This is a genomic window from Streptococcus danieliae (assembly GCF_025447695.1).
Lineage (GTDB): Bacteria > Bacillota > Bacilli > Lactobacillales > Streptococcaceae > Streptococcus > Streptococcus danieliae.
The window spans coordinates 1-5,137 of sequence record NZ_JAOBSU010000115.1 but is presented as its reverse complement, the minus strand read 5'-3'; the positions used below and the strand labels follow the sequence as shown (position 1 = coordinate 5,137).

The 5,137-nt window shown below is 48.7% G+C and carries 5 protein-coding genes and 6 tRNA genes; all 11 read right to left on the bottom strand.

The window, feature by feature from the left end:
• Positions 1-117 precede the first annotated feature (117 nt).
• The 11 genes from N4310_RS07490 to N4310_RS07440 all read right to left on the bottom strand — a co-directional run bounded on the left by N4310_RS07490 (position 118) and on the right by N4310_RS07440 (position 5,135).
• Positions 118-1,623 carry a metal ABC transporter substrate-binding protein gene (locus tag N4310_RS07490; protein ID WP_262092685.1) on the bottom strand — a complete coding sequence of 502 codons (1,506 nt, stop codon included), beginning with the start codon at positions 1,621-1,623 and terminating at the stop codon, positions 118-120.
• A 6-nt stretch (positions 1,624-1,629) separates the two neighbouring features.
• Positions 1,630-2,427 (bottom strand): metal ABC transporter permease, encoded by a 798-nt coding sequence (locus N4310_RS07485; RefSeq protein ID WP_262092684.1) that lies wholly within the window; start codon positions 2,425-2,427, stop codon positions 1,630-1,632.
• A complete protein-coding gene (locus N4310_RS07480) occupies positions 2,424-3,122 on the bottom strand; it encodes a metal ABC transporter ATP-binding protein (RefSeq protein ID WP_160332747.1) in 699 nt (232 codons plus the stop codon). Before N4310_RS07480 ends, N4310_RS07485 begins: the two co-directional genes overlap by 4 nt.
• Entirely contained in the window at positions 3,123-3,557 is a 435-nt protein-coding gene (locus tag N4310_RS07475; RefSeq protein WP_160332748.1) for a zinc-dependent MarR family transcriptional regulator, read from the bottom strand.
• Between the two features lie 72 nt (positions 3,558-3,629).
• The gene (gene ispE, locus N4310_RS07470; RefSeq protein ID WP_262092683.1) at positions 3,630-4,484 is read right to left on the bottom strand and encodes a 4-(cytidine 5'-diphospho)-2-C-methyl-D-erythritol kinase; all 855 of its coding nucleotides are present in this window, start codon (positions 4,482-4,484) and stop codon (positions 3,630-3,632) included.
• Between the two features lie 122 nt (positions 4,485-4,606).
• Positions 4,607-4,690, bottom strand: a tRNA-Leu gene (locus N4310_RS07465).
• Positions 4,691-4,714: 24 nt separating this feature from the next.
• Positions 4,715-4,786, bottom strand: a tRNA-Gln gene (locus tag N4310_RS07460).
• 13 nt (positions 4,787-4,799) lie between these two features.
• Positions 4,800-4,872 (bottom strand) — tRNA-His (locus N4310_RS07455).
• A 13-nt stretch (positions 4,873-4,885) separates the two neighbouring features.
• A tRNA-Trp gene (locus N4310_RS07450) sits at positions 4,886-4,956 on the bottom strand.
• A 4-nt stretch (positions 4,957-4,960) separates the two neighbouring features.
• Positions 4,961-5,041 (bottom strand) — tRNA-Tyr (locus N4310_RS07445).
• A 21-nt stretch (positions 5,042-5,062) separates the two neighbouring features.
• Positions 5,063-5,135, bottom strand: a tRNA-Phe gene (locus N4310_RS07440).
• Positions 5,136-5,137: the final 2 nt, after the last annotated feature.

Here is a 5,137-nt window from a genome sequence, read left to right as displayed (position 1 = left end):
CCGAACCCGACCTAATCAACCTTGCGGGGGTGGGACTACGAACTAATTTTGAAAAAAATTAGTTCTGTCCCACTCCCGTAGACTATAGTACAGGTATCGAAGATACCCTAGCAGAGTCTAATGGGCTACCATTTCCTGGGCCACTTCTTGTCCGCTGAGACTAGCAGGATAGTAGGTTGGCCAATTGGTCATTTCTTCCCAGAGAGCTTCTTGGCTCTCACCACCAAAATAGAGGTGGAAATGTCCGGATTTGATTGGGGCAATCTGGTGATCACTAAATTGCATGTATTTGAAGCGACCGGCATTCGCCTCCTCTGCTTCAAACTGGAAGCGGACGCCACGATTGCCTTTTTCATAGGTAAGGACTTTATAACCTGCAGGCTTGTAGGTATAGGTTTCCTCGCCCTTATCTGTCACAAAGGTCACCTTGTTCCCTTTAATCTTGATTTGGTTCACATCAGTTTGGTAACCGATTTGGTAGTAGTCCTTGTACTCCTGGGCAGTCTTATCTCCCTTTTTCTTGGCCTTGTAGTCAAAGACTTGATCCAACTGGCCTGATTCTAGATAGGGATAAACTGACTGCCAGTCGCCTTCCCAGTCCGCCAGGGTCCGGTCCTTGATGGCCTTGTCTTCAAAGTAGCCGTTGGCAACCGTCTTCTCAGTCACAGCTTCAGTAGCCTTGGGTTTCGTTGCATCCTTGAAACCGGCAACTAATTGTTCCAAATTTTCCTCCATCAGGCTGATATAGGACGCTCCCTGATCCAGTTCCTTTTGAGGGACTCCTTCCAAGGTGTGGAGCTGTCCGACTGCAACACCGGCCTCAGAAGCCAGGGTTTGGGCTAATTTATTGGAAGAGGTGGATTCGACATAAATACGTTTGATCCCTGCTTCCTTGACCTGGTCAGTCAACTCTTGGATTCGTTTCAAGGAGGCCTCTTCTTCTGTTGAGAGGCCAACAATGGACTCCTGTTGGAGCTGGTAGTCAAAGGCCAGGTAATTGAAGGCTGTATGCTGGGTCAAGAAGGTGTAGCCCTGATAAACTGCCAATTTTTCTTGATAGGTCTTATCCAACTGCTCCAATTCCTTCAGATAAGCCGCCGCATTTTTTTCAAAACTAGCAGCCTGATCAGGGTAACGTTCCATCAATTGATCCCGTAGAGAAGCGACTAGAAGTTTTGCCCGGTAAGGAGAGAGCCAGAGGTGGGGATCCAAGGTATGCTCGTGGTCCTCAGCCCCGTGATCATGGTCATGATCCGTTTCCTGACCTGGCAACAGAATCAAGTCCTTGCTGGCCTGAATCGTCCGATCAGCCTCCAAGACCCCGGTCTTCTCTAGATCTGGTACCCACATTTCCATATTGGGATCCAAATACAGGAAGGAAGACGCTTCTTGCAGACGGCTGATATCCTTAGCCGATGGTTCATAGCCGTGCACCTCTGTACCCGCTGAAACCAACAGTTGCACATCTGCCTCATCACCAACAATTTTTTTGGTAAATTCATAGATGGGATAAAAACTGGTTACCAGTTGCAGATCCTTTTTGGACCCTTGGGACTGGCAAGCGGTTAAGAAAAGGACAAGTCCTAAGAGGAGGACGGCAAATCCCTTTTTACATTTTTTCATAAGAGCCTACTTTCTCTTCAGTAGCGTCACCCCCATAAAAATGGCGATGAAAATTAAGGTGATACTAGCGCTGGCGGGACTTTCCCAATAATAGGAAAGAAAGAGTCCTGCGACCATTCCCACCAGGCCAATCAAACAGGAGAGCCAGAGGACCGATTGGAAGTGACGGCCCAGACGCAAGGCAATGCTGGCTGGGAGAATCATGATGGTTGAGACCAACAGAGCTCCAGCAGCAGGAATCATTAGGGCAATCGCAACCCCACCCATGATATTAAAGGCAATGGACAGAGCACGAGTCGGAATCCCGTCCACCTGAGCCGTATCTTCATCAAAGGTCAGCAGATACAGTGGTCGGTAGGCCAGCACCAAAAATAGTAAGACTAGCGCCGCAATCGCAAACAAGCCCAAGACCTGCTCCCAGGAAATGGTCACAATGGAGCCATAGAGGTACTGCTCTAGACTCATGGTCTGGCCACCACCAGCCTGGCTCATCACCACCATAGCAATAGCCAAACCAGCAGCCATTAGAATCACCGTCCCCACTTCCAAATAGGAAGCATAGACCGTCCGCAAGTATTCCAAGAAAACCGCGGCTAAAATTACCACCACCAAGGTCATCCAGGTCGGAGACAGACCTAAGAGCAGCCCCAAGGCCACCCCGGCTAGGGAAATATGACTCAAGGTATCACTCATCAAGCTCTGACGCCGCAGAATTAAGAAAACCCCAAGGGCTGGCGAGAACAGACTCATGGCCACAATCGCCAGCAGGGCCCGTTGGAAAAAGGCATAATCGAATAAACTCATGCGCCTGTCTCCTCTCCCTGGTGCAACTGGAAGCAACGCCAAGGCGAATCCTGTTTCCGCAACAAATGAATATTGCGGTCGGCATAGTCCGCAACCTCCTCAGGATCATGGGTTACCATCAAAACAGCCTTGCCATGTTTATGGGCCGAATGGTGCATGAGCTCATAAAAATCATCCTTCGAAACAGCATCCATCCCCGTTGTCGGCTCATCTAAAATAAAGAAGTCCGGATCAGAGGCGAACATCCGCGCCAAGGCCAACCGTTGCTTCTGACCACCCGAAAGAGCCCCAATAAAGTTCTTTCGTTGCTCCCACAAGCCAACAGCTTCCAAACTAACCTGAACATGCTCCTGGTCATGTTCCGTCAACCGTTTCCACCAAGACTTACGCGGATAACGGCCCGAAGCCACAAACTCCTCCACCGTTGAGGGAAAACCTGAATTAAAACTAGCCACAGTCTGGGGTAGATAGGCAATCCGCAAAGGCTGACCATCCCGGTTGACACTAGCCCGCTCGACACTCCCCTGGCTGGCTCTCAAAAGCCCCAGACTAGCTTTAAGCAGGGTCGACTTGGCAGCCCCATTTTCTCCTGTCAGGGTCACAAATTCCCCCGCATCAATGTGATAAGACACCCCCTCCAAAACGGGTTCCTTATCGTAATAAAAGGTCAAATCCTTGACCGTCAAATAGCGCATTTATTCCATCTCCTTCGCTAATTCTTTCAGAAATCTTGCAATCACTGCTTGCTCTTGATCTGAAAAACCTTGTACCATTTTCTGTAAAGCCTGACTGGTACGCTCATGGTGCTGAGCATGCTCCTCGGCTACCGCCTTTCCTGCTTTGGTTAATTGAAAATAAACCAGTCGGCCATCCTGCTGATCTCTTTTGGTTTCCAACAAGCCTTCCTTACTCAGTAGTTTCGTTGCCTTGGTCATGGCCGCCTGGGAAAGGCCTAGCTCTTTTGCCAGGCTGGAATTGGTTAAGGGCTTTTGGACTAACACCATTAAGATATGTTCCTGGGTGTTGGTCAGGTGGATGGGACTCTGGCAATCCCCTAGCAGAAGCTCATGCTGGTGTTCTGCTTTTTTCAAAACCAAATCCAAAACCCGACTAATCTCACTTCCTAACATAGCATCTCCTTAACTGGTTAATCATTTACCGGTTAATTATATCGCAAAAAAAAGATAGAGTCAAGACTGACTCTATAACATTCTGACACGATAGACTTCTTTACAAAAGCCTTTGACGGAATTGACCACACGACAGGCGGCCTTCTCACTGGAACAAAGGCCAAAAACGGTTGGGCCACTACCACTCATCAGGGTCGCATCTGCTCCGGAGGCTGCCACACAGTTTTTGATCTTTTGGATCATGGGCTTCCGAGCAATACTGATATCTTCCAGGGAATTTCCAAGCTTGCTCACCAGCTGTTTATAATCTCCCTCATTAATGGCTTGGCAGAGAGCAGGGATATCCACCGAACGAATCTTCTCCATCTCCACCTCCGAAAAAATCGAAGTTGTCGACAAACCAAAAGGAGGCTTGATTAAGACAACCCAAACCTTAGGAGCTGGTGCCAGGGGCTGAACTTCCTCCCCACGACCGGTCACATAGGCACAGCCTGAGTGAACACAATACGGAACATCTGAGCCAACCTGCGCCCCAATCTTCGCTAACTGATCCAAACTATAGTTCAAGTCCCATAGTTGGTTCAAGGCACGTAGGGTTGCCGCCGCATCACTGGATCCACCCGCTAAACCAGCCGATCTAGGGATTCGCTTATCGATGATAATATGAATGCCACGATCCTGCAAACCCGCAGCTTCCCGCAGATAAAAGGCTGCCTTATAAGCATGGTTTTTCGGATTCAACGGTATCTTGCTACACGAGGATTCCAAGGTAATCTGGTTATCCTCTCGTTCTCGAACAGTAATATAATCATTTAAATCAACACTGGCCATGACCATCTCTAACTCGTGGTAACCATCTTCTCGCTTCCCACGAATATCTAAACCGAGATTAATCTTAGCCGGTGCCTTCTCAACAATTTCTTTCATACATGCCATTTTATCAAAAGATAGGCTGAGAGAAAAGGGAGAACCATTGAAAGCAGAAAAGGTCATCGACTAGGTGAGAAATGTAAAAAAGACAAGGTCTGAAAACCTTGCCTTTTTTACAATACCGGCGGCCGGGGTCGAACCGGCACGTCCGTGAGGACACTGGATTTTGAGTCCAGCGCGTCTGCCAATTCCGCCACGCCGGCTTCTACTAATTATTCAATTAGTAACTGGGGTAGCTGGATTCGAACCAACGCATGAGGGAGTCAAAGTCCCTTGCCTTACCGCTTGGCGATACCCCATTATTAATAAATAGGCGAGTGAGGGGAATCGAACCCCCGAATGTCAGAGCCACAATCTGATGTGTTAACCACTTCACCACACCCGCCATTCTATTAATACACGGGCAGTAGGAATTGAACCCACACTGAAGGTTTTGGAGACCTTAGTTCTACCTTTAAACTATGCCCGTAAGATGGAAGGGGAGGGATTCGAACCCCCGAACCCGAAGGAGCGGATTTACAGTCCGCCGCGTTTAGCCTCTTCGCTACCCTTCCATACACAATATTCAATTGTAATGGCGCGAGACGGAATCGAACCGCCGACACATGGAGCTTCAATCCATTGCTCTACCAACTGAGCTACCGAGCCAA

Bases quoted from the DNA above. Each gene is read 5' to 3' on its own strand.
- N4310_RS07475 (WP_160332748.1), bottom strand. From the start codon at position 3,557: ATGTTAGGAAGTGAGATTAGTCGGGTTTTGGATTTGGTTTTGAAAAAA.
- N4310_RS07490 (WP_262092685.1), bottom strand. From the start codon at position 1,623: ATGAAAAAATGTAAAAAGGGATTTGCCGTCCTCCTCTTAGGACTTGTC.
- N4310_RS07480 (WP_160332747.1), bottom strand. From the start codon at position 3,122: ATGCGCTATTTGACGGTCAAGGATTTGACCTTTTATTACGATAAGGAA.
- N4310_RS07485 (WP_262092684.1), bottom strand. From the start codon at position 2,427: ATGAGTTTATTCGATTATGCCTTTTTCCAACGGGCCCTGCTGGCGATT.
- ispE (WP_262092683.1), bottom strand. From the start codon at position 4,484: ATGAAAGAAATTGTTGAGAAGGCACCGGCTAAGATTAATCTCGGTTTA.